20 protein-coding genes are annotated in these 18230 nt (G+C 64.3%); 9 read left to right on the top strand and 11 right to left on the bottom strand.

What is annotated here, in order from left to right:
- Window positions 1-134: 134 nt before the first annotated feature.
- A complete protein-coding gene (gene ctaD, locus R3P95_RS01040) occupies window positions 135-1925 on the bottom strand; it encodes an aa3-type cytochrome oxidase subunit I (protein WP_068045815.1) in 1791 nt (596 codons plus the stop codon).
- A gap of 302 nt (window positions 1926-2227) precedes the next feature.
- Here ctaD and R3P95_RS01035 point away from each other — a divergent pair, with 302 nt between their 5' ends.
- The 4 genes from R3P95_RS01035 (at window position 2228) to R3P95_RS01020 (ending at window position 5007) form a co-directional block, all read left to right on the top strand.
- Window positions 2228-3313, top strand: a complete 1086-nt coding sequence (locus R3P95_RS01035) for an iron-siderophore ABC transporter substrate-binding protein (protein WP_317547146.1) — start codon at window positions 2228-2230, stop codon at window positions 3311-3313.
- A 4-nt stretch (window positions 3314-3317) separates the two neighbouring features.
- Window positions 3318-3791 (top strand): NUDIX hydrolase, encoded by a 474-nt coding sequence (locus tag R3P95_RS01030; RefSeq protein WP_149405518.1) that lies wholly within the window; start codon window positions 3318-3320, stop codon window positions 3789-3791.
- A gap of 97 nt (window positions 3792-3888) precedes the next feature.
- Entirely contained in the window at window positions 3889-4806 is a 918-nt protein-coding gene (locus tag R3P95_RS01025) for an SPFH domain-containing protein (RefSeq protein ID WP_317547145.1), read from the top strand.
- A 3-nt stretch (window positions 4807-4809) separates the two neighbouring features.
- Window positions 4810-5007 carry a hypothetical protein gene (locus R3P95_RS01020; RefSeq protein ID WP_037189794.1) on the top strand — a complete coding sequence of 66 codons (198 nt, stop codon included), beginning with the start codon at window positions 4810-4812 and terminating at the stop codon, window positions 5005-5007.
- Between the two features lie 23 nt (window positions 5008-5030).
- Here the strand turns inward: R3P95_RS01020 and nrdF are convergent, their stop codons facing one another.
- The 7 genes from nrdF to R3P95_RS00985 form a co-directional block, all read right to left on the bottom strand.
- On the bottom strand, window positions 5031-5996 hold the full coding sequence (gene nrdF, locus R3P95_RS01015; protein WP_008717549.1) for a class 1b ribonucleoside-diphosphate reductase subunit beta: 966 nt from the start codon (window positions 5994-5996) through the stop codon (window positions 5031-5033).
- A gap of 160 nt (window positions 5997-6156) precedes the next feature.
- Window positions 6157-7551: a DUF2252 domain-containing protein gene (locus R3P95_RS01010; protein WP_149405517.1), complete on the bottom strand. Its 1395-nt coding sequence runs from the start codon at window positions 7549-7551 to the stop codon at window positions 6157-6159.
- Between the two features lie 67 nt (window positions 7552-7618).
- On the bottom strand, window positions 7619-9784 hold the full coding sequence (nrdE, locus tag R3P95_RS01005) for a class 1b ribonucleoside-diphosphate reductase subunit alpha (protein WP_317547144.1): 2166 nt from the start codon (window positions 9782-9784) through the stop codon (window positions 7619-7621).
- A gap of 36 nt (window positions 9785-9820) precedes the next feature.
- Complete coding sequence (gene nrdI, locus R3P95_RS01000) at window positions 9821-10282, bottom strand: class Ib ribonucleoside-diphosphate reductase assembly flavoprotein NrdI (protein ID WP_149405515.1); 462 nt, start codon at window positions 10280-10282, stop codon at window positions 9821-9823.
- A gap of 24 nt (window positions 10283-10306) precedes the next feature.
- Window positions 10307-10540: a redoxin NrdH gene (locus tag R3P95_RS00995; protein WP_068045912.1), complete on the bottom strand. Its 234-nt coding sequence runs from the start codon at window positions 10538-10540 to the stop codon at window positions 10307-10309.
- Window positions 10541-10950: 410 nt separating this feature from the next.
- On the bottom strand, window positions 10951-11073 hold the full coding sequence (gene ykgO / locus R3P95_RS00990; protein WP_037189801.1) for a type B 50S ribosomal protein L36: 123 nt from the start codon (window positions 11071-11073) through the stop codon (window positions 10951-10953).
- Window positions 11074-11114: 41 nt separating this feature from the next.
- Window positions 11115-11681 (bottom strand): NAD(P)H-dependent oxidoreductase, encoded by a 567-nt coding sequence (locus R3P95_RS00985; RefSeq protein WP_149405514.1) that lies wholly within the window; start codon window positions 11679-11681, stop codon window positions 11115-11117.
- A 104-nt stretch (window positions 11682-11785) separates the two neighbouring features.
- On the opposite strand from R3P95_RS00985, the gene R3P95_RS00980 reads away from it, so the two are divergent.
- Complete coding sequence (locus tag R3P95_RS00980) at window positions 11786-12385, top strand: TetR/AcrR family transcriptional regulator (protein ID WP_149405513.1); 600 nt, start codon at window positions 11786-11788, stop codon at window positions 12383-12385.
- A 35-nt stretch (window positions 12386-12420) separates the two neighbouring features.
- Here R3P95_RS00980 and R3P95_RS00975 read toward each other — a convergent pair whose 3' ends face one another.
- Window positions 12421-13251: a fructosamine kinase family protein gene (locus R3P95_RS00975; protein ID WP_394855366.1), complete on the bottom strand. Its 831-nt coding sequence runs from the start codon at window positions 13249-13251 to the stop codon at window positions 12421-12423.
- Between the two features lie 12 nt (window positions 13252-13263).
- Between R3P95_RS00975 and nadE the strand changes: the two genes are divergently transcribed.
- Window positions 13264-14109, top strand: coding sequence for an ammonia-dependent NAD(+) synthetase (nadE, locus tag R3P95_RS00970; RefSeq protein ID WP_317547143.1), 846 nt, complete (start codon window positions 13264-13266; stop codon window positions 14107-14109).
- A 33-nt stretch (window positions 14110-14142) separates the two neighbouring features.
- Here nadE and R3P95_RS00965 read toward each other — a convergent pair whose 3' ends face one another.
- On the bottom strand, window positions 14143-14397 hold the full coding sequence (locus tag R3P95_RS00965; RefSeq protein ID WP_300521490.1) for a ubiquitin family protein: 255 nt from the start codon (window positions 14395-14397) through the stop codon (window positions 14143-14145).
- Complete coding sequence (moaA, locus tag R3P95_RS00960) at window positions 14390-15448, bottom strand: GTP 3',8-cyclase MoaA (RefSeq protein WP_149405648.1); 1059 nt, start codon at window positions 15446-15448, stop codon at window positions 14390-14392. Before moaA ends, R3P95_RS00965 begins: the two co-directional genes overlap by 8 nt.
- Window positions 15449-15625: 177 nt before the next feature.
- Between moaA and R3P95_RS00955 the strand changes: the two genes are divergently transcribed.
- The 3 genes from R3P95_RS00955 to R3P95_RS00945 are packed head-to-tail and all read left to right on the top strand — an operon-like array spanning window position 15626 to window position 18229.
- Window positions 15626-16816 (top strand): molybdopterin molybdotransferase MoeA, encoded by a 1191-nt coding sequence (locus tag R3P95_RS00955; RefSeq protein ID WP_317547142.1) that lies wholly within the window; start codon window positions 15626-15628, stop codon window positions 16814-16816.
- Window positions 16813-17823: a bifunctional molybdenum cofactor biosynthesis protein MoaC/MoaB gene (moaCB, locus tag R3P95_RS00950; RefSeq protein WP_317547141.1), complete on the top strand. Its 1011-nt coding sequence runs from the start codon at window positions 16813-16815 to the stop codon at window positions 17821-17823. Before R3P95_RS00955 ends, moaCB begins: the two co-directional genes overlap by 4 nt.
- Window positions 17816-18229: a molybdenum cofactor biosynthesis protein MoaE gene (locus R3P95_RS00945; RefSeq protein WP_068045866.1), complete on the top strand. Its 414-nt coding sequence runs from the start codon at window positions 17816-17818 to the stop codon at window positions 18227-18229. The genes moaCB and R3P95_RS00945 overlap by 8 nt, the downstream gene beginning before the upstream one ends.
- Window position 18230 lies beyond the last annotated feature (1 nt).

The raw sequence follows: 18230 nt of genomic DNA, 5'->3' as shown, positions 1-18230 counted from the left end.
TCGTGCACGGCCCCAGCGGCCGGATAGGTCTTCGTGTCACCTGTCGTGGACGAGCGAGCCCGAACACGCCACGAGATTGTCGCAAGCGAAGAGCCCCACCCGGTAGCCGGGAGGGGCTCTCGCTGCGCTGTGGACTACTTGGGGTCCGGGTCTCCTGACCCTTCGTGATCGCTGGTGGCGATCGGGGCCCGGCGGGCCTGTTCGAGCACTGCGGTGGTCTTACCGCCGTGCGCTCCCGGCCCGACGTGCGCTTCCGCGCGCATCCGCTCGACCATGTGCGGGTAGTGCAACTCGAACGCCGGACGCTCGGAACGGATCCGAGGCAGTTCGGTGAAGTTGTGTCGCGGCGGCGGGCACGAGGTGGCCCATTCCAACGAGTTGCCGTAGCCCCACGGATCGTCGACTGTGACGACCTCGCCGTATCGGTAGGACTTGAACACGTTCCACACGAACGGCAGTGTCGAGGCACCGAGAATGAAAGCACCGACCGTGGAGATGACGTTCAACTCGGTGAACCCGTCCGAGGGAAGGTAATCGGCGTACCGACGCGGCATGCCCTCGTTTCCGAGCCAGTGCTGCACCAGGAACGTGGCGTGGAATCCGAAGAACGTCAGCCAGAAATGCCACTTGCCCAGAGCCTCGTCCATCATCCGGCCCGTCATCTTCGGGAACCAGAAGTAGATGCCGGCGTAGGTAGCGAACACCACGGTGCCGAACACCACGTAGTGGAAGTGGGCGACCACGAAGTACGTGTCGGTGACCTGGAAGTCGATGGGCGGCGATGCCAGCAGAACACCGGTCAGACCACCGAAGACGAAGGTGATCAGGAACCCGATCGAGAACAGCATCGGCGTTTCCAGCGTCACCTGGCCTCGCCACATCGTGCCGACCCAGTTGAAGATCTTCACACCGGTGGGCACCGCGATGAGGAACGTCATGAAGGAGAAGAACGGCAGCAGCACAGCGCCGGTGGCGTACATGTGGTGCGCCCACACGGCGATGGAGAGAGCGGCGATCGCGATCGTCGCGTAGATCAGACCCGAGTAGCCGAAGATCGGCTTACGCGAGAAGACGGGGAACACCTCGGAGACGATTCCGAAGAACGGCAGCGCGATGATGTACACCTCGGGGTGGCCGAAGAACCAGAACAGGTGCTGCCACAGCAACACGCCACCGGTGGCCGGATCGAACAGGTGCGCGCCCAGGTGACGGTCGGCCGCCAGGCCGAGCAGCGCCGCCGTCAGCAGCGGGAAGGCCAGCAGAATCAGGATCGACGTCACCAGGATGTTCCAGGTGAAGATCGGCATACGGAACATCGTCATACCGGGGGCGCGCAGGCAGATCACCGTGGTGATCATGTTGACGCCACCGAGGATGGTGCCGAGACCGGCAACGGCCAGGCCCATGATCCACAGGTCCGCGCCGACGCCCGGCGAGTGCAGAGCCGACGTCAGTGGGGTGTACGCGGTCCAACCGAAGTCCGCTGCGCCACCGGGAGTGATGAACCCGGCCGTGGTGATCAGCGCACCGAACAGGTAGAGCCAGTACGAGAACGCGTTCAACCGTGGGAACGCGACATCGGGGGCCCCGATCTGCAGCGGCAGGATGTAGTTCGCGAATCCGAACACGATCGGCGTCGCGTACAGCAGCAGCATGATGGTGCCGTGCATGGTGAACAGCTGGTTGTACTGCTCGTTGGACAGGAACTGCATTCCCGGTATGGCCAACTCGGCGCGCATCAGCAGCGCCATGAGTCCACCGACCAGGAAGAACGCGAACGATGTCGCGATGTACATGATTCCCAACACCTTGGGATCGGTTGTCGTCACCGCTTTGTGCAGGAACGACCCCTTCGGTCCCGTCCGCGGCGGGAACGGCCGAGCAGCATCCACCGCAGGTGCGGGCCTAGGCGCTAGGGCAGTCACAGATCCTCCTGATTGCGCGTCGGACCTCGAACCACGAGGCGACGTCATCTAGTCGTGCGCTCCTCGAATCGTAGACCTTCGGACCGACGCTTGCCGAACCGGTCCTACCGTGTGTCGTATTGGGCCCGATCGGCCGTGCCCGGATCGCGCGATCTGCCTGCGCTGTCGGCCTTTCCGGCGCAGTCGGGGACGCCGCGGGAGTTGCCGATTCCGCACGCTCCGCGGTGCCCGTTCGGGTGTTCTGCGACGGCCGCCTTCCGATACTGTGTGAGACCACCCGACCCGTCGAAGGAAGTCCAGCGTTGCCACTCCATCCACGAGTCCCCCGTTCGTGTGCGCCGCGCAGGATCGGTGCCGTCGCCTCCGTGTGCCTCGCCGCCGCCGTGGCGCTGGTCGGTTGTTCCGACTCCGAGTCGCAGGACGACGCATCCACCATCGTTCGCACCACCACGAACATCGCCGGTGCCGGAGTGGTCGGCAACAACCGGGACACCGCGGGTCTGTGCCCCGCCCTGGCACCACTCGATCCGACCGGCATCGAGGGTGACACCAGACCCGTCGGACATGCCGAGGGCATCAGCGTCCTTCCGGCCGACCCCCAGCGCATCGTCGTGCTCGATGCCGCAGGCCTGGACGCGAGCTGCGCGGTCGGCATCTGGGAGCGCGTCGTCGGGGCGGCCACGATCGACCCCGATTTCCGGGGCGACGGAGACCAACCGCTGTACCTGGGCACCGGACTGGCGTCCGTTCCGTCCGTCGGGCCGGTGGGTTCACCCGACATCGATGCCATCACCGCCCTCGACCCCGATCTGATCCTCGGTGCCGAGTCGCTCGGATCGACTACCTACGACGAGCTGACAGCCATCGCCCCGACCGTCTTCACCGCAACGGGGCAGGGTTGGAAAGACACCTTTCTGCAGTCCGCGGCGGCGCTCGGTCGCGGCCAGGCGGCATTCGAGGCACTCGCATCGTTCTCCGCCGACGCCGAACGAGTCGGTCGTGAGATCGACGCCACCCAGACTCAGGCGTCCGTCGTCCGATTCGCTGCGGATTCCATCGAGGTGGACGGACCGAACTCGTTCGCAGGCCAGATACTCGACGAGGTCGGAGTCGGCCGGCCCCAGAGCCAGCGCGACGCCACGTTCTCGGTCGAGTCGGACAACCTCACGCCGGTCGAGGGAGACATCGTCTACGTGCGATTCGCGGGCCCCGACGGCGAGAGCTTCGGGCGCGAGGTGATGGACTCCGATGCGTGGCACGCTCTCGGTTCTGTCACCGACGGTCGGGTCTTCGCCGTCGACGACACGGTGTGGTCGGGCAGCGGCGTCGTCGCGGCACGGGCCGTTCTGGACGACCTGTCCGCCTCCCTGAACGCCTACGTCTCCTGACGCGATGCCGATTCCCGAATTCGTCCGTGCCCTGCGCAGTGTCGTCGGAACGTCGCCGTTGTGGTTGTCCGGTGTCAGCGCAGTCGTTCTCGACGACGACCGGCGCGTGCTGCTGACTCTGCGAGCGGACAACAACACCTGGGCCGTGGTCTCGGGAATTCTCGAACCGGGCGAGGAACCCGCCCCGGCAGCGCTGCGTGAGATCGGCGAGGAAACCGGGGTGGACGCCTCGATCGAGCGCTTGACGAGCGTCGACGTGACGGAGCCGATCACCTACCCCAACGGCGACGTCGCGCAGTATCTGGACATCACGTTCCTCGCTCGATACACCGGCGGCATCCCGCATGTGGCCGACGACGAGAATCTCGACGTTGCCTGGTTCGCACTCGACGCGCTCCCGGAAAACCTCACGGCCACTTCGCGATTGCGAATCGAGAAGGCCATCGCCGACGAGCCGTCGGCGTGGTTCCGGCGCTGACTCCCGACCGCACCGAGGGCACAGTTCGACCGAACCTTCCCCCTTTCGATTCGTAATGTGATATCACTTTAATATCACCATCGAGAGGGAGGTACTCATGTCCGCACCTGCAACCGTCGCCGAGAAGCCGACGGGTACCCCGACCACCACCATCGCCGAGCGCCCGGGATGGGATCTTCCCGGCTGGTCGATGCTCGGCATCGGCCTCGCGCTGTTTCTCGGCGGAATCGCTGCGTTCACTGTCGGACTGGTCTTCACCGTCGTCGGACTGATCGTGACCGGGGTCGTACTGTTCGTCCTCTCACTTCCGGCGCTCATGGGCCTGACGCTGGTGCAACCGAATCAGGCTCGCGTTCTTCAGCTCCTCGGGAGTTCGTACAGCGGCACCCTGCGGACGCCGGGGCTGCGCTGGACCAATCCGTTGACGTATCGCAGGGCCATCTCGACGCGAATCCGCAACCACGAAACCGGACAATCCAAGGTCAACGACGCCGACGGCAACCCGATCGAGATCTCCGCCATCGTCGTCTGGCAGGTCGCCGATACCGCACTGGCGTCGTTCCAGGTCGATGACTACGAGGAGTTCGTCGCCGTCCAGACCGAGTCCGCCGTCCGGCACATCGCCGGCAGCTACCCGTACGACGCCGAAGGGCGAATGTCGTTGCGGGAGAACGCCGACGAGATCACTGCCGCCATGTCGGAGGAGGTGCACGCACGGGTACGTTCGGCCGGTGTCGAGGTGATCGAAACCCGAATCAACCGGTTGGCCTACTCCCCGGAGATCGCTCAGGCAATGTTGCGGCGGCAGCAGGCAGGCGCGGTCATCGCCGCCCGTCAGCAGATCGTCGAAGGTGCCGTCGGAATGGTGGAGATGGCGCTCGGGAAGCTGGAGGAAAAGCACGTCGTCGAGCTCGACGAGGAGCGCAAGGCCACGATGGTGTCGAATTTGCTCGTGGTCCTGTGCAGCGACCGAGACACGCAACCGGTCGTCAACACCGGATCGCTGTACCAGTGAGTCATGGCCGTCGAGCGTAAGAAGATTCTGCTGCGGTTGGACCCAGCGGTGCACGACGCTCTCGCCCGTTGGGCCTCCGACGAGTTGCGGAGCACCAATGCTCAGATCGAGTTCCTATTGCGCCGCGCTCTGAGCGAGAAGGGCCGAATGCCCAAGGACGCCGAGGACATTCGCCCGCCGGGACGCCCACCGAATTCGTGAGCGTCCCGGCGTGGCGAACGGGCTCAGAAGTCCCAGTCCTCGTCTTCGGTGTTGACGGCCTTGCCGATGACGTACGAGGAACCCGAACCGGAGAAGAAGTCATGGTTCTCGTCGGCGTTGGGTGAGAGCGCCGACAGGATCGCCGGGTTGACGTCCGTCTCGTCCTTGGGGAACAGGCCCTCGTAGCCGAGATTGTTCAGTGCTTTGTTGGCGTTGTAGCGCAGGAACTTCTTGACGTCCTCGGTCAGGCCGATCTCGTCGTAGAGGTCCTGGGTGTACTCGACCTCGTTGTCGTACAACTCGAACAGCAACTCGAAGGTGTAGTTCTTGAGTTCCTCGCGCTGCGCCTCGCTGACCTTCTCGAGACCCTTCTGGTACTTGTACCCGATGTAGTACCCGTGCACGGCCTCGTCGCGGATGATCAGACGGATCAGGTCAGCGGTGTTGGTGAGCTTGGCCCGTGAGGACCAGTACATCGGCAGGTAGAAGCCGGAGTAGAACAGGAACGATTCGAGCAGCGTCGACGCGACCTTGCGCTTGAGCGGATCGTCACCGTGGTAGAAGTTCAGGACGATCTCGGCCTTGCGCTGGAGGTTGACATTCTCCTCGGACCAGCGGAATGCGTCGTCGATGTCGCGGGTGGAGCTGAGGGTGGAGAAGATGGAACTGTAGCTCTTGGCGTGCACCGACTCCATGAACGCGATGTTGGTGTACACCGCCTCCTCGTGGGGAGTGATGGCATCCGGAATGAGGCTGACAGCGCCGACGGTGCCCTGAATGGTGTCGAGCAGTGTCAATCCGGTGAACACACGCATCGTCAACTGCTTCTCGACGGCGGTCAGCGTTGCCCACGACGGAATGTCGTTTGACACCGGCACCTTCTCCGGCAGCCAGAAATTACTGGTGAGGCGCTCCCACACTTCGGAGTCCTTGTCGTCCTGGACCCGATTCCAGTTGATCGCGGAGACGCGATCGATGAGCTTTACCATGGGTGCCTACCTACAGGTCGATGAGCGAGAACTGGGACGGAACTGCGTGAAAAGTCGCTGACACGAACACTACCCGTTGTGTCCGACAAGTCCGGTAGGCACTACAAAGTGTGCCGCGAGTGTCGCCCGCAGCGACGACCCCTACGCCTGCTTCGGTCTGTCACCACCCCACCGAGCACGGGACGGTTCCGGCTTCGATGGCCTCGACCAACTGCGCATGATCGCGCTCGTTCTGATCGGCGTAGGCGTGGGCGAAAGCCACCATCGCCCGACCGACCTTGTCTCCTCGTCCGAGGTAGTCGGCGATCGCCTCCGCGTCACCACTTCGGGCGTGCGCTCGTGCAAGCACCTCACCGCATGCGGTTGCGAATTCGGTGAGGTACGGCCCGATGATCTCGCCGTCGGGAATGACCTTCATGTCACGAAACTGCCGAACGTAGAAGTTCATGTCCCCCACTGCAGTCCATCCCACGAACATATCGGTGGCACTCTGCAGCATTCGCTGTCCGCTGACCACGCGCGCACCGTGATTGTCGTACCTGCTCGGTTCGAGAAACCGCTCGAACACCGACGGCCCCGCCTGCTTGATCTGCAGGAAGAACGGGTCGCCCGTCCGCCGTTCTTCCAGCAGCGCCAGATACACCCGCATCCCTACGCTCCCGACGCCGACCACCTGCCGAACCACGTCGAGAACTCGGAACCTGGACAGCAGACTCCAGATATGGTCGTCGACCGACTCGCTGTAACCGGCGATGACCGCCTGCACGAGCTCGATCTGGGAATCACCCACGTGGGTGCGAAAAGGCGCGTCCTCGCGAATTCGTCTACGCCCGTCCCTCGTCTCGGTGAACTTGCGGGACGCCCCACGGCTGGTACGACGCTCGGCTTTCGTTTCGATCAGTTTCTCGGCGTGGCGGGCGATGCCCGACGAGAAGTGACCGAGCAATCCCGCGACGTCGATGCGGTCGTACCAGATGTCGATCTCCGGGGTCTTCGCGTACGCCCTCATCTTTCTGCAGTACGCCGCTGTCATCGCTGCGACCGCCCGATCGGAGCGCCGCGCATCGACCCCGTTCTCGCGACCGAGAACCACCAGAGACGTCGCCAGCCTCTCGAGATCCCACTCGAACGGGCCCGGCAGCGTCTCGTCGAAGTCGCGGAGATCGAAGTACAGGTTCCGTTCGGGGGTGGCCCACAATCCGAAGTTCAACACGTGGGCATCGCCACACAACTGGACCTCGATGCCGGTGTGCGGAGTCGACGCGAGATCGGCCGCCATCACGGCCGCGGCCCCACGGAAGTAGGTCCACGGCGACGCGGACATACGGGCGTAGCGGATCGGCAATAGCTCCGGCACCCGAATGGTGTTCTGCGCCAGCACCGTTTCGAGCGCATCATGGCCACGTGAGGCTGGATCCCACTCGCCCAACCCGCTGCGGGGTACGCGCCGTCGGGCGTGTCGACCACGCAACAATTGCTCGGAAGGACGTGCGTCCTTCCGAGCAATTGTCACATCGATATCGGATTCGACCTCGTCGCCCGCTTCGGTGTCCATGCCTGATTATGCTCCGCGGCGCACCGCGATATCGCGGTATTCGCCACAGGCCGACCGACCGAGTCGACTACAGCATGCAGGACACGCAACCCTCCACTTCGGTGCCTTCGAGGGCCAACTGGCGCAGGCGGATGTAGTAGAGCGTCTTGATGCCCTTACGCCATGCGTAGATCTGCGCGCGGTTGATGTCACGAGTGGTGGCCGTGTCCTTGAAGAACAGCGTCAGAGACAGCCCCTGATCGACGTGTTGCGTTGCGGCAGCGTAGGTATCGATGATCTTCTCGTACCCGATCTCGTACGCGTCCTGGTAGAAATCCAGGTTGTCGTTGTCGAGATACGGTGCCGGGTAGTAGACGCGGCCGATCTTGCCTTCCTTGCGAATCTCGATCTTCGACGCCACCGGGTGAATCGACGAGGTGGAGTTGTTGATGTACGAGATGGAACCGGTCGGCGGGACGGCCTGCAGGTTCTGGTTGTAGATCCCGTACTCCTGCACCGACGCCTTCAACGTCGTCCAATCCGCCTGAGTGGGAACGGATACGCCCGCTTCGGCGAACAACTTCGCAACCTTGGGTGTGGCCGGCTCCCAGACCTGATCGGTGTACTTGTCGAAGAATTCACCCGACGCGTACTTGGAGTCCGGGAACCCCTTGAAGTACTGTCCACGAGCCTTGGCCAGCTGATTCGATGCCTGGAGAGCGTGGAACAGCACCGTGTAGAAGTAGATGTTGGTGAAGTCGATGCCCTCGGTCGAGCCGTAGTGAATGCGCTCCCGTGCGAGGTAGCCGTGCAGATTCATCTGCCCGAGGCCGATTGCGTGAGAATCGTTGTTGCCCTGCTCGATCGACGGCACGGAGAAGATGTGCGTCTGATCGGACACTGCGGTGAGTCCGCGAATGGCCACGGCGATGGTCTTGCCGAAATCGGGCGAGTCCATCGTCTTGGCGATGTTCAGCGAACCGAGGTTGCACGAGATGTCCTTGCCGACATGACTGTACGAAAGGTCGTCGTTGAACGTGGACGGCGTCGAGACCTGAAGGATCTCCGAGCACAGGTTGGAGTGAGTGATCTTGCCCTTCACCGGATTCGCGCGATTGACGGTGTCCTCGTACATGATGTACGGGTAGCCGGACTCGAATTGCAACTCGGCGAGAGTCTGAAAGAACTCGCGCGACTTGATCTTGGTCTTGCGGATCCGCTTGTCGTCGACCATCTCGTAGTACTTCTCGGAGACGTCGATGTCTGCGAACGGGACTCCGTAGATGCGCTCGACGTCGTACGGCGAGAACAGGTACATGTCCTCGTTCTTCTTGGCCAGCTCGAACGTGATGTCCGGGATGACGATTCCGAGCGAGAGCGTCTTGATCCTGATCTTCTCGTCCGCGTTCTCACGCTTGGTGTCGAGAAACTTGTAGACGTCGGGGTGGTGAGCATGCAGGTAGACCGCGCCCGCGCCCTGACGCGCACCCAGCTGGTTGGCATAGGAGAACGAATCCTCGAGCAGCTTCATGATCGGGATGACACCCGAGGACTGATTCTCGATGCGCTTGATGGGCGCGCCGGCCTCGCGAATGTTGCTCAGCAGCAACGCAACTCCGCCACCACGCTTGGACAGCTGCAGGGCCGAGTTGATGGAGCGACCGATGGACTCCATGTTGTCCTCGATACGCAGCAGGAAGCACGAGACGGGCTCGCCGCGCTGCTTCTTGCCGGAGTTGAGGAAGGTGGGCGTCGCGGGCTGGAAGCGGCCTGCGATGATCTCGTCGACCAGATCGGTGGCCAGGGCCTCGTCGCCTGCGGCCAGCGTCAGTGCCACCATGCACACCCGGTCCTCGAACCGCTCGAGGTAACGCTTGCCGTCGAACGTCTTGAGCGTGTACGAGGTGTAGTACTTGAACGCCCCGAGGAACGTGGGGAACCGGAACTTCTTCGAGTATGCGTGGTTGATCAGGAACTTCACGAACTCGCGGGAGTACTGGTCCAGAACCTCGGGCTCGTAGTAGTTCTCCTCGACGAGGTAGTCCAGCTTCTCGTCCAGATCGTGGAAGAACACGGTGTTCTGATTGACGTGCTGCAGGAAGTACTGATTGGCGGCCTCGCGATCCTTCTCGAACTGGATCTCACCGTTGGGGCCGTACAGATTGAGCATCGCGTTGAGCGCGTGGTAGTCCATGTCGCCGTCGCCGCGGACGGTGCTGGGTACGGGTCCTGCGTCGGTGATGGTCGGTGCCACGGCGATGCTCCTACTGGGTATGTGGTGTGTGGTGCTCTAGTGCGTGTGGGCGGCGCGTCGGACTTCACGTTCCCAGAAGTCCTCCAGCCCCTCGCGGACCCGCACTACGTCCTCGGGGGTGCCCATCAATTCGAATCGGTAGAGATACGGAACTGCGCACTTCTGCGAAATGACATCTCCCGCGAAGCAGAACGAGTCACCGAAGTTCGTGTTTCCGGCAGCGATGACAGCTCGGATCAACGACCGATTGTGCTTGTCGTTGAGAAACTTGATCACACGCTTGGGGACGTAGTTGGTGTCGCGCCCGGAGTACGTGACCCCTCCCCCGTACGTCGGCACGATGAGGACGTAGGGAGTGTCGACACGAAAGGTGCCGTCCGGATCACGAAGTGGAATGCGTGTCGCGGGAATGTCCAGCTTCGAGACGAAGCGGTGAGTGTTCTCGGACGCGCTGGAGAAATAGACCAGTGAGTGGGTGGACTGCGGTTGGAAACTCACCGCTCACTCACTTCCTCGTTCTGTTCAAGCAGCGTTCGCTGCAAGGCTCTTGATGCGGTCCGGACGGAAACCGGACCAGTGATCGTCACCGGCAACGACGACCGGAGCCTGCAGGTAGCCGAGAGCCATGACGTAGTCGCGCGCTTCGGGGTCCTGCGAGATGTCGATGACGGAGTACTCGATACCGGCCTTGTCGAGGGCGCGGTAGGTGGCATTGCACTGAACGCAGGCGGGCTTGGTGTAAACGGTGATGCTCATGGTGTCCCTCTTTCCGTTGTCGCCATCGGGTGAACCGACGCGACCGATGTGCTCTGCGTGTGGCACCGAGAACATCTCCCGCTCAGGGCGACTTCGACCTGCTCGAACCCATGTGTGCAGGCTCTTCGAGTTGTTGTCTCTCGGTTGGTCAAACACTACACCTAGTGTCCGACATCTGGCTAGAACACGAGATGTTGCGAACAACATGCTTGGTATTCGCTGGTCACGGCGTTGTCGAGCCGCAAGAATCGGACGATATCGGCGTGTCGCACGTCACATCGCACGCATGTTGTTCGTCACAGGGAGACCGGGCCGGGACCATGACGTGTACCGAGAACCGCCGACCCTCCCCACGACACGCCGAAGGGCCCTCGAACTTCTCCGAGAGCCCTTCGGCGATCACGCAGTGGTCAGCGCTGGCGCGCCTTGAACCGCGGTTCCTTCTTGTTGATCACGAACACCGTGCCACGGCGTCGTACCACCTGTGCGCCGGGCTTGTTCTTGAGCGATTTCAAAGAGTTTCTCACCTTCATGCAGCAACCCTACATGAAAACGATTCCCATAACCGAACGGGTCACGCACTCACGAGTTCGTCGGCGGCCTTCACCAGTTCGGCAACGACGTGGCCGATCTCACCGGAGACCTCTGCGTTCTCACGCGGGTGGGCCGAGCCGAACTTGTCGACGGTGCCACCGATGGAGAGCCGAACATCCTCGAGAACGGTTCCGCCGGCGATGCGGACGGCCTTGCTGGTGTCCTCGTGCGCCCACTTCGCTCCGTTGCCGCTGGGGGAAGCGCTGATGACGACGACCGGCTTGCCCACCATGGCACCCGCACCGTAGGGGCGCGAAAGCCAGTCGATGGCGTTCTTCAGCACGGCCGGAATGGTGCCGTTGTATTCGGGCGTGACCAGCAACAACGCCGTGGCCTTCTCGGCAGCGGCCCGCAGAGCGAGTGCGCCCTCGGGCACCGATCCCTCGACGTCGATGTCCTCGTTGTAGAAGGGGACATCTCCGAGTCCGTCGTAGACCACTACCTCGGCACCGGCGGGTGCCACGGTGACAGCAGTCTCGGCGATCCGCTTGTTCACCGACTCGGCGCGCAAGCTTCCGACGAGAACGAGTACATGAGCGTCTGACATGAGGTTATTCCTTCGCGAGTTCGGATGACGTGATCGTCGTGTCAATTCCTACCATCCAAACGGACCGTGGTCCATTTATGTTCCCGGCAAGGTAGGCTTCGTCTGTGACCGGCCCCATGCTGCCCATAGCGGGCGAGGACTCCGAGCGGTGCGACGCAGCCCGCAACCGTCGCCTTCTCCTCGATGCCGCAACGGATCTGGTGGCGGCCGTCGGAGCCGACGCCATCACCATGGACGCGGTGGCCACCAAGGCCGGAGTGGGCAAGGGCACCGTGTTCCGTCGCTTCGGGAACCGGGCCGGGCTGATGCGTGCGTTGCTCGACCACACCGAGAAGAAACTGCAGCACTCGTTCATGTTCGGCGCTCCGCCGCTGGGCCCGGGAGCCGACCCGATCGACCGTCTCGTCGCCTTCGGCCGAGCGCGACTGGAATTCGTCAACGTTCAGGGGGAAGTGCTCCGCGCCGCGGAGAGCGCCGACGACGCGCGGTATTCCGCCCCGGCGCACATGGTCAACTTCACCCACGTGCTGTCGCTGCTCCGCGCCGCCGAGGTGGACGGGGATCTCGAATTGCTCGCGTACTGGCTGCTCACACCACTCGAAGCCACCCTGGTCCTCCATCAGTACCGCGATCTGGGAATGCCGATGGATCGCCTTGCCGACGGTTGGGAAGACTTGGTACGCAGGGCAACTCGAGTCCGATAGCCATCGGGGCAACTCGCACTCGGTAGCTCCTGCGTTCAAAGACGGACGACGGCGGCGGCCGCCGCGTGCAGCGCGGTGCCGTACGAGCGGCCGTGACCGGCTGCGTGAACGGCGAGTGGATGCAGCTGATGCAGTGCTGTGCGTTCGCGCCACCCTGCTCGCAACGGCTGGACCGTCTCGTAGCCGCCGACGACGACGTCGAGGTGGGGGCAACCGAACAGTGCCAGCATCGCCAGATCGGTTTCGCGGTGCCCACCGTGCGCCGCCGGATCGATCAGCACCACTCCCGCGTCGGTCCAGAACACGTTGCCGTTCCAGAGATCGCCGTGAATACGACTCGGCGGCTCTGCATCGTCGAAGTCGCCGTCCGCGATGCGTCCACACGCCGATTCGACGATCGATGCCTCCCCCGGCGTCACGGTTCCGGCGTCGACCGCGATTCGGAGAAACGGCAACACTCGTTCGGCCGCGTAGAAGGCTCCCCAGGATCGGTGCACCGTACTGCTCATGGGCCGGGATCCGATGAACAGCTGACCCGAGAAGGCGACGCCGTCGGCATCCACGGGTGGCGCACCGAACCCGGCGGCTCCGGCCGAGTGTGTCGCTGCGAGCGCGCGCCCGAATCGTTCGGCTGCGGCAGGCGTGGGACGGGTCGCAACCAGCCGCTCGAGTTCGATGTACGCCCGGCCGTGCCCGACGACCCCGACGACCGGGGCCCCGGCCTCGCCGAGCCACCCGAGCCCGGTGGCCTCGGCGGCGTAGAAGTCGGGGTGTGCCTGGGGGATTCGCTTGACGAAGGTATCGGAGGTTCCACTCACGACCACCGACACTACGCACGGCGCGAGATCGGCCCCGGCATTCGTCATTAGGATGACGTGATGGGACACATCAACTCGGAATTGCGCACGGGGATCATGCGCGAGCTGGCCGTGCAGTCGACCATCGACCCGATCACGGAGGTCCGCAGGCGAGTCGACTTCCTCAAGGACTACCTGGCGTCGACGCCGGCCTCGGGGTTCGTGCTCGGCATCAGTGGCGGACAGGACAGCACGCTCACCGGCAAGCTCGCCCAACAGGCTGCGACGGAGCTCCGAGCGGACGGACACGAGGCCGAGTTCGTCGCCGTTCGCCTCCCCTACGGCGTGCAGGCCGACGAGGACGACGCCTCGATCGCGCTGAAGTTCATCGATCCCGACCGCACAGTGACGGTGAACATCAAGGACGCCGCCGACGCCGCAGCGGCCGCGACGGCGGAAGCACTCGGTAGTGCCGGAATCCGAGACTTCGTCCGCGGCAACATCAAGGCTCGCCAGCGCATGGTCGCGCAGTACGCCCTCGCAGGCGAACTCGGCTACGTCGTCGTGGGCACCGATCATGCCGCCGAGGCGATCACAGGCTTCTTCACCAAATTCGGTGACGGCGGCGTCGATCTGACTCCGCTGACCGGCTTGAGCAAGCGCCAGGGCGCGGCACTGCTGCGCGAGCTGGGGGCACCCGAGAGCACCTGGCGCAAGGTTCCCACCGCAGATCTCGAAGACGATCGACCTGCGCTACCCGACGAGGAAGCCCTCGGCGTCACGTACGAGCAGATCGACGACTACCTGGAGGGCAAGGACATCACCGACGAGGTCGCGGACAAGCTGGAGAAGATGTTCCTGGCAACCCGTCACAAGCGCACGGTGCCCGTGACGCCGTTCGACGATTGGTGGAAGAGAAGCAGCTGAATCGGGCAGCCACGGGTCGGCGGCGGGGTGTGCTCAGCCGCCGGCGAAGGGCGGCAGCACGTCGACCCTGCCGCCGATCACGCGCCCCAGATCGCGGGTGAGATCTTCTCCCACCAGGTAGGCCGAGACCCGAAGAATCGGCTCCATCGGCGCGCCGTGCCGGGACAGAATCAGCTCTCTCAGATCTGCGAGGGTGGCACCGACCGGCACGGTGAGGTACTCGGACTCGCAGTGCGACGCGTCGACCGCTGCAGCGAAATACCGCACCTCCACCTGGGTGTCACCCACCGATGGCTCCCATGCTGCGGGTGGGAGGTACGAAGCCGTCGGCGTCGATGCCGTGTCCAGCCCACTTGTTCCACATGGCCCCGCGCCACACCGCTGCCAGTTCCTCGTCGGTGGCACCGCCGCGCAGAGCGGCCCGCAGATCGGTTTCGTCGTCGCTGAACAGACAGGACCGAATCGTTCCTTCTGCAGTGATCCTGGTGCGGTCGCAATCACCGCAGAACGAGCGTGTCACCGACGCGATGATGCCGACGGTGGCGTCGGTGCCGTCGACGCTCCACTCCTCGGCCGGGGCCGAGGGGTCGGCACGCCCCACCTCACGCAGATCGAATTCGGTGGACAGCTCGTCGAGCAAGGTCTGGGCGTCGATCATGTTCGCGCGGGCCCACTCGTGATCGGCGTCGAGCGGCATCTGCTCGATGAATCGAAGTGCCACCCCCTCGTCGAGACACCAGCGCAGCAGATCGACGGCACCGGACAGCGTGTCGCGCATCAGAACGGCATTGACCTTGACCGGTCCGATCCCGGCTCGCTGCGCTGCCCTGATTCCGGCGAGCACGGACGGCAACCGGTCTCGTCGGGTCAAACGAGCGAAATCTTCGCGGTCGACGGAATCCAACGAGACGTTCACTCGGGTCAACCCGGCGTCGGCCAAGGACCGAGCCCGGTGTTCGAGACCGACGGCGTTGGTGGTCATCGACAGCGGCACACCCTCCGCGGCATCGCGGCACAACCGCAGAATGTCGTCGAGGTCGCGGCGCATCAGCGGTTCGCCTCCGGTGAAACGCACATCCCGAATCCCCAGCAGCCGCACGGACACCGAGACCACGCGAGCGATCTCGGCCGGTGTCAGCAACGCTGCCGCCGGGATAGCCGGAAGGCCCTCCTCCGGCATGCAGTACGTGCAGCGCAGCGAACATTTCTCGGTGATCGAGATACGCAGGTCGCGGGCCACCCGGCCGAATCGATCGATCAGGTGTGGCACGTCCGGCCGATCGGACACGGAGTTCACCCCGCCTGCCGCAGAACCCGTGGTGGTGCCGAACCTTGGAATGCCGAGCGAGGTGACACTGTCCACCGTCACCTCGTACCTCGTCTCTGTCGGGAATCACGCCTGTCGTAGATGTGTCTACCCATTATGCCGCAGCCCACACCGAGCGGACGGATCGGCGTGCCTAGGATTGGCACCCATGACGGTTGAGCAGAGGCACGCGATCACTGGATCCGCACGGTGACCGCAGTATCGGTCGAGGAACATGCCGCCGCGGTCGAGATTCTGCTCGCGGCGCTGACAGCGAGAACCGCTCAGCGAATTCCTCTCGACGACGCGTTGGGCCGCGTCTCGTTCGAAGACGTTCGATCTCCGGTCGATCTGCCACTGTTCCGCAACTCGCAGATGGACGGCTACGCCGTGGATTCTCGCTCCGTGGCGACGACCCCGGTGACGCTTGCGGTCTCGACGATCATCGCCGCAGGCCCGACGCAGTCGGCAGTTCTCGCGCCGGGCAGCGCCGCCAAGATCATGACCGGTGCCCCCGTTCCGGACGGAGCGGACACCATCGTCCCCGTCGAGGACACCTCCGTACCGACGGCCGGTTCCGTGACGATCGAAAGAAGCCGCGCAGCAGGCGAATTCGTACGCGAACAAGGAAGCGACGTACGCGTCGGGACAATCCTGGTCGAGTCGGGCCGAGTGCTCGAACCCCGCCACATCTCCGTTCTCGCCGCCGTCGGCTTCGGCGAAGTGGACGTTCGTTCGCGCCCTCGGGTGGCCGTGGTGACCACCGGTGCCGAACTGGTCGACGCCGGTTCGACGCTGACGCCCGGTCAGATCTACGACTCGAACGGCATCACTCTCGCCGCACACCTTCGCGCCAGCGGCGCAGAGGTGGTCTCCGTCTCGCGCAGTTCCGACGAGCCGAGCCGCTTTCGCGAGATCCTCGACGCCGCAGCCGAATCGGCCGAGCTGATCATCACGTCCGGCGGGGTGTCGATGGGCGACTTCGAGGTGGTCAAGGACGTACTCCGCCCGCTCGGCGGCAACTTCGGATCGGTTCGTATGCAGCCGGGCGGACCGCAGGGCATCACGATGTTCGACGGCGTCCCCGTGCTCAGCTTTCCCGGCAATCCCGTCAGTACGGTCGTCTCGTACATCATGTTCGCGCGCAACATCGTTCGGCGAGCGGCCGGTCTGCCGCCGGTGCTCTCGACCACCGCGGCCCTGCACGAATCGATCGTGTCACCGCCCGGTCGCAGACAACTACTTCGGGGCCGATTACGCGACGACGGTCGGGTCGAGCTCGTCGCCGGCCCCGGCTCGCACCTGGTGGCCGCACTGGCATGGGCCGATGTGCTGATCGATATCGACTCCGAGACAACCGAACTCGCCGCAGGAACCGACGTGGAGGTGTGGCCGCTGTGACCACCGACGCCCAGCCACCCCAGCTGTCTCATCTCGACGATCAGGGCCGCGCCCGCATGGTCGATGTGGCGCACAAGAAGGAAACCTCGCGCACGGCCGTCGCCGCCGGTGAGTTCGTCACCACGGCCGAGGTCATCGCGCTCGTGCGCGCCGACGACATGCCCAAGGCGGACGTTCTCGCCACCGCCCGCATCGCCGGCATCTCGGCAGCGAAGCGGACGTCGGAGCTGATTCCGCTGTGCCATCAGCTCGCCCTCTCCTCGGTGAAGATCTCGTTCGGATTCACCGAGTCGTCCATCACGGTCGAGGCAACCGCCCGCACCACCGGACGTACCGGGGTGGAGATGGAAGCACTGACCGCGGTCGCCGTCGCCGGCCTGACCCTGCACGACATGGTCAAGGCCGTCGATCCCGGTGCCACCATGAACGGCGTCCGGTTGCTCACCAAAGACGGCGGCAAGCACGGACATTGGCAGCGGGACGACGCAGAGGTCTCCCCCGAGGCTGCGGCTGCGCCGATCTTCGAGTCCTCACGGTCCGCGGCGGTACTGGTGGCCTCCACCGGTGGCGCGAACGGAACTCGACCGGACACCACCGGCCCCACCATCGCGTCCTGGTTGACCGATCGAGGCTTCGCCGTGCGCGGCCCACTGGTGTACGCCGATGCCGAGATCGCTGCGGGGCTGCAGGACGCTCTGCTCGGCGAACCGTCGCTGATCGTCAGCACGGGCGGCACCGGCGTATCCCCCACCGATGCGACCCCCGAGGCGACGGCAGCGCTCCTCGACATCGACATGTCGGGCATCGCCGATGCCATCCGAACCCGCGGAACGTCTGCGACGCCCCACGCGGTGCTCAGCCGCGGCGTCTCGGGTCTGATCGGACGCACACTGATAGTCAACCTGCCGGGCTCACCGGGTGGCGTGAAGGACGGACTCTCCGTTCTCGACCCGCTCCTCGACCATGTGCTCGCCCAGATCGCCGGAGGAGGCCCCCACGATGAGTGAGCTCGTCGCCCGTATCTCGAACGAACCGCTGAGCACTGCCGAAGTAGAGGCAGCAGTGCAGGATTCGCGTCACGGTGCCGTCGTACTGTTCAGCGGAATCGTGCGCGATCACGACGGCGGACATGCGGTGGAGACTCTGGAATACCGCGCCCACCCCGATGCAGAACGGTTCCTGAGCCGCTGCTGCTCGGAGGTATCGGCAGAGACCGGATTGGCGGTGGCCGCAGTGCATCGCGTCGGCGATCTGCGCGTCGGCGACCTCGCACTCGTAGCGGCCGTCGGCTCGGCTCATCGCGCCGAAGCGTTCGAGGCCTGCGCCCGACTCGTCGAGCGCATCAAGGCCGAGGTCCCGATCTGGAAGCGTCAGGGTTTCGAGGGCGGACGGACCGAGTGGGTCGGGCTCTAGG

Origin of the sequence: Rhodococcus cercidiphylli (genome assembly GCF_033042225.1) — a bacterium.
Classification (GTDB): Bacteria; Actinomycetota; Actinomycetes; order Mycobacteriales; family Mycobacteriaceae; genus Rhodococcoides.
Note: the sequence above shows the minus strand (reverse complement) of the source record. Positions and strands in the feature narration are given on the sequence as shown.

What these genes read in the sequence shown, in the direction of transcription:
- R3P95_RS01030 (WP_149405518.1), top strand. Translation starts at nt 3,318, where the DNA reads ATGCCGATTCCCGAATTCGTCCGTGCCCTGCGCAGTGTCGTCGGAACG.
- R3P95_RS01025 (WP_317547145.1), top strand. Translation starts at nt 3,889, where the DNA reads ATGTCCGCACCTGCAACCGTCGCCGAGAAGCCGACGGGTACCCCGACC.
- R3P95_RS01020 (WP_037189794.1), top strand. Translation starts at nt 4,810, where the DNA reads ATGGCCGTCGAGCGTAAGAAGATTCTGCTGCGGTTGGACCCAGCGGTG.
- nrdF (WP_008717549.1), bottom strand. Translation starts at nt 5,996, where the DNA reads ATGGTAAAGCTCATCGATCGCGTCTCCGCGATCAACTGGAATCGGGTC.
- R3P95_RS01010 (WP_149405517.1), bottom strand. Translation starts at nt 7,551, where the DNA reads ATGGACACCGAAGCGGGCGACGAGGTCGAATCCGATATCGATGTGACA.
- R3P95_RS00995 (WP_068045912.1), bottom strand. Translation starts at nt 10,540, where the DNA reads ATGAGCATCACCGTTTACACCAAGCCCGCCTGCGTTCAGTGCAATGCC.
- ykgO (WP_037189801.1), bottom strand. Translation starts at nt 11,073, where the DNA reads ATGAAGGTGAGAAACTCTTTGAAATCGCTCAAGAACAAGCCCGGCGCA.
- R3P95_RS00985 (WP_149405514.1), bottom strand. Translation starts at nt 11,681, where the DNA reads ATGTCAGACGCTCATGTACTCGTTCTCGTCGGAAGCTTGCGCGCCGAG.
- R3P95_RS00975 (WP_394855366.1), bottom strand. Translation starts at nt 13,251, where the DNA reads ATGACGAATGCCGGGGCCGATCTCGCGCCGTGCGTAGTGTCGGTGGTC.
- nadE (WP_317547143.1), top strand. Translation starts at nt 13,264, where the DNA reads ATGGGACACATCAACTCGGAATTGCGCACGGGGATCATGCGCGAGCTG.
- R3P95_RS00945 (WP_068045866.1), top strand. Translation starts at nt 17,816, where the DNA reads ATGAGTGAGCTCGTCGCCCGTATCTCGAACGAACCGCTGAGCACTGCC.